This window comes from Streptomyces hainanensis (genome assembly GCF_004348415.1).
Lineage (GTDB): Bacteria > Actinomycetota > Actinomycetes > Streptomycetales > Streptomycetaceae > Streptomyces > Streptomyces hainanensis.
Genome location: NZ_SMKI01000569.1, coordinates 1 through 4,356 on the forward strand (window position 1 = coordinate 1; position 4,356 = coordinate 4,356).

Sequence of the window (4,356 nt, forward strand, 5' to 3'; positions counted from 1 at the left end):
CCCCCTCACCCCACTCCCCGCCGGGCCGACCGGAGCGCCGGAGATCATCCCGGCCGTCCGCTCCTTCGACGCCGCCCGGGGCGACGGCTGGGCACCGGCCGACTCGACCCGCGTGATAGCGGACTCCGGCGGCCCGCTCGCGGGCACCGCCGACCGGCTCGCCGACGACCTCGGCGTCGGCCGCGCCGACGACGGCGCCCGGGACGGCGACATAGAGCTGAGGCTCGACGACGGCGCCGACACCGGCGCCGAGGGCTACCACCTGGTGACCGGCGACCAGCGCGTCACCATCACCGGCAGCCACGACGCCGGCGTCTTCTACGGCACCCGAACGGTCGTACAGGCGGTGAGCGGCGCCGGCGGCCTCCCCGAGGGCGAGATCCGCGACCGGCCGGACCGCCCGCAGCGCGGCCTCTCCCTCGACACCGCGCGCAAGCCGTTCAGCGCCTCCTGGATCGAGGACCGGCTGCGCGAGATGGCCGACCTCAAGCTCAACCAGCTCCAGCTGCACTTCAGCGACGACCAGGGCTTCCGGATCGAGAGCGAGACCCACCCCGAGGTCGTCTCGGAGGACCACCTCACCAAGGACGAGGTCCGCTCGATCCTCGACCTGGCCGATTCGCTGCACATCACCGTGATCCCGGAGATCGACTCGCCCGGACACCTCGGGGCGGTGCTCGACGCCCACCCCGACCTCCAGCTCAGGCGGGCCGACGGCAGCGCCACGGCCGGCGCCATCGACATCGCCAACCCGGACGCGGCCGCCCTCCTCGACGACCTGATCACCGAGTACGCCGACCTCTTCCCCGGCCGCTACCTGCACCTGGGCGGCGACGAGTACGCGGCCCTGATGACCTCGGACCCCGAGGCCAGCTACCCGGACCTGGCGGCCGCCGCCCGCGACCGCTACGGCTCGGACGCCCGCGTCCAGGACCTGGCCACCGGCTGGCTCAACGACCGCGCGGACACGGCCCGCGGCGCCGACAAGGAGCCGCAGGTGTGGAACGACGGCATGTTCGCCGGCGGCGTCGTCCAGCCGGACAAGGAGCGACAGGTCACCTACTGGACCGGCCGCGAGATCGGCGCCCGCGAGCCCGTCGAGTACCTGGACGGCGGCTGGCAGCTGCTGAACCTCAACTCGGAGTACCTCTACTACGTACTCGGTGAGCCCAACGGCTTCACCTATCCGACCGGTGAGCGTATCTATGACGAGTGGACACCAGACGTGCTGCGCGGTTCCGACGCCGTGCCCGACCGGTTCAGAGGCGCGGACCACATCCCGGGCGGCCGGTTCGCGGTCTGGTGCGACCTGGCGGACGCCCAGACACCGGAGCAGGTGGCGGCCGGCATCCGCCTGCCGCTCGCCGCGGTGTCCCAGAAGCTGTGGAACCCGGACCGGCCGTCGCTCAGCTGGGCCGAGTTCACAGCCCTGGCCGACCGGGTCGGGGTGTGAGGGGGAGGTCCGATTCGGCAGAGCCGGGCCGGCAGGGCCCATGCGAACAGCCGGGGTCGCCACCCCCCACAGGAGAGACCCCGGCTGTCGCCGGCCTCGGGCCTGACCGGGCCCGGGTCCGTATCTCGTACAGCGTCGAACACCGGGAATCTGTTACCGAGCGGATACGTCCGGATGCGCCATGGACTTAGCGCGGCGAGACCGCGTAGCGTTCAGGCACTGGAGACACACAGTTACCAACCTTGAAAGACAAGCGGCGTGAGCCGCCAAGGGGGGCCGGGAGTGCAGGGGGCAGACGTCGAATTGACCGCGGCGGTTCACGCGGCCCAGGAGGGGGACGAGACCGCCTTCCGGGCGGTCTTCAGAGCGGTCCACCCACGGCTGCTCGGCTACGTGCGGACCATCGTGGCCGAGCCCGACGCGGAGGATGTCACCGCTGAGGCGTGGCTGCACATATCGCGCGACCTCCAGCGGTTCAGCGGCGACGCGGACCGCTTCCGGGGCTGGACGGCGAGGATCGCCCGCAACCGGGCGCTCGACCACCTCAGGGCCAGGGGCCGCCGGCCCCAGGAGTACCGGGCCGACGAGGACGTGCTCGCGGACCTGCCCTCCTCGGCCGACACCGCCGAGGAGGCGATGAACGCGCTCGCCACCACCCGGGCCCTGGCCCTGGTCGCCGAACTCCCGCAGGAGCAGGCCGAGGCCGTGGTGCTGCGCACCATGTTCGGTCTCGACGCCAAGCGCGCCGCCTCGCTGATGGGCAGCCGGCCGGGCGCCGTCCGCACCGCCAACCACCGTGGCCTGCGCCGACTCGCGCAGCGCTTACGTTGCGTCGACCCGGCCAACTGCCCCGACCACGTCCGCGAGGTGTGCGTCGAGGGCCTGAACGAGGCGCGGGTCGAGGCGCGGATCGAGGCCCGCGTCGAGGCGGGTGTAACGGAATCGAGGGCTACGGCGCAGTAAGGAACAGGTCGACTGGTCATCGACCGACAGGGCAACCCGAGGTCCCCCCCGTACCTCAGGGAAGCCCAGGCGCGGGCGGGGCGGCTTTCCCCCTAGCCCCGCCCGCGCACCCTTCGTCGGCCCGGCGGCGACCCGGCCCCGCCGCGCGGCCGTCCCCGCGCCCCTGAGACGTCCGGATCCGAACGCAACCGTTCCCCGGACCCGTGTTCTCCGAATGCGTTCCCCGGCCGTTCAGAACCGACGACGTGGCGCCCGTCACGTCGGGTGTCGTGTTCCGGCCACGAAAGGTGAACGGAAGGCGACCGATGGTCGTCCCATACGTTAAGTCACGCCAATTGTTCGCGGGTCGGGGGAATCGGCCACGGGAGTTGGCTGAGTCGTGTCGTGCTGTTAACTGGTTGTTGTGACTGAGTTGGCCCGACCCTCGCCCTACACCGCCTATCGTTCGGTGCCTATGGTTCCTTACGTGCCCGATTCATCCCGCGGCCCGCTGCGTTTGGCCGTGCTGGCGGATTCTGACACGCGGTGGAAATGGGGCGCGCTCACCGCGCGCCGGATAGCCCCCGAGTCCTCCGTCCACGGTTATCTCCTGCGGGGTCGAGCGACCCCCACCGCACGGCAGTTGGCCGAGACGGACACCGGTGTCGAGGAGCCGGAAGAGATCACCGCGATCAACTTCCTACGGCGCATCGGCGACCTCCAGGAGAACAACGCGGAAAGCGCCGCGAAATCCCGTGACAACGCCGCCGATGACGCCCCCTACGACGCGTTGATCCTGGCCTGCGTCGGCGGCACCGTCCAGGCCATGCTGCACGGCCTGGCCCGCGCCTGGCACGGGGCGCCCCGCCGCACCGTCGTCGTCAGCGGCTATGTGGGCGTCGTCTACGAGAAGCTGACCGACGGCCTGCTGCTGCGGCACGGCGCCGACATCGTCCTCGCCAACAGCGCCTTCGACGCGGCCAGGTTCCGCGAGCAGTTCCGCGGCGTCCGGGCCGACACCTCGGCCGTCACCGAGTGCGCGCTGCCGTTCCTCGCCGGTCAGCCGTACGACGCCGGCGCGGTCGAGCGCGGCGACCGCCCCTACCGGCTCGTCTTCGCCGTCCAGCCCTCGGTGCCCGGCACCCGCAAGGACCGCGCCTACCTGTTGGAGCGCGCCGTCGAGCACGCCCGCCGGCACCCGGAGCGCGAGGTCGTCCTCAAACTCCGCAGCAAGCCGGGCGAGCACACCACGCACATCGAGGAACTGCCGTACCAGCGGCTCGTCGAGCGCATCAAGGGCGGCACCCCGGCCAACTTCCAGCTCGCCTACGGCAACATGGGCGAGGTCCTGGACGGCACCGACCTGCTCGTCACCGTCAGCTCCACCGCCGCGCTCGAGTCGCTGCACCGCGGCATCCCCACCGCCGTGCTCACCGACCTCGGCATCCGCGAGCAGCACGGCAACCACTACTTCCTCGGCTCGGGGTGCTACGCCTCCTGGGACGAGCTCGACGGCGGCCTGGTCCCCACCCCCGACCCGGGCTGGCTGGCCGACCAGGGCCTCGGCCGCGCCCCCGAGGAGGCGTTCGGCCCCGCCCACCAGCGGCTGGCCACGCTCCTCGAACAGGCCGACGTCGACGAGGGCCTGCCGCCGCTCGACCCCTACTACACGGTGCGCACCGCCCCCGGCTACCTGCCCGGCGTGCTCGCCCGGCACGGCCTGGACGTCAAGGGCGAGCCGCTGGTCGGCTTCCAGGGCGGGCCCGACCCCACCACCGGCATGCGCGGCGCCTCCAAGCGCCTGCTGCGCAGCACGGCGCGTGGCGCCTACCGCGCCGGCGTCCAGCGGGTGGCCCCGCTGATCCGGCGCTGGGGGCAGCTGTGACGGCCCCCGCCACGCCCCCCTCCCCTTCCTCCTTTCTCTTATACACCTCTCCGAGCCCAACAGACGCTCATGCACG

Annotated in this window: 3 protein-coding genes; all 3 read left to right on the top strand. The window is 72.2% G+C overall.

The features are described 5' to 3' along the window. On the top strand, positions 1-1,453 hold a 1,453-nt coding region (locus E1283_RS32615; RefSeq protein WP_132821774.1), incomplete at its 5' end, for a family 20 glycosylhydrolase. A 282-nt stretch (positions 1,454-1,735) separates the two neighbouring features. Beyond that, on the top strand, positions 1,736-2,416 hold the full coding sequence (locus E1283_RS32620; RefSeq protein WP_132821775.1) for an RNA polymerase sigma factor: 681 nt from the start codon (positions 1,736-1,738) through the stop codon (positions 2,414-2,416). A 466-nt stretch (positions 2,417-2,882) separates the two neighbouring features. Further along, positions 2,883-4,280: a DUF6716 putative glycosyltransferase gene (locus E1283_RS32625; RefSeq protein ID WP_132821776.1), complete on the top strand. Its 1,398-nt coding sequence runs from the start codon at positions 2,883-2,885 to the stop codon at positions 4,278-4,280. Positions 4,281-4,356 lie beyond the last annotated feature (76 nt).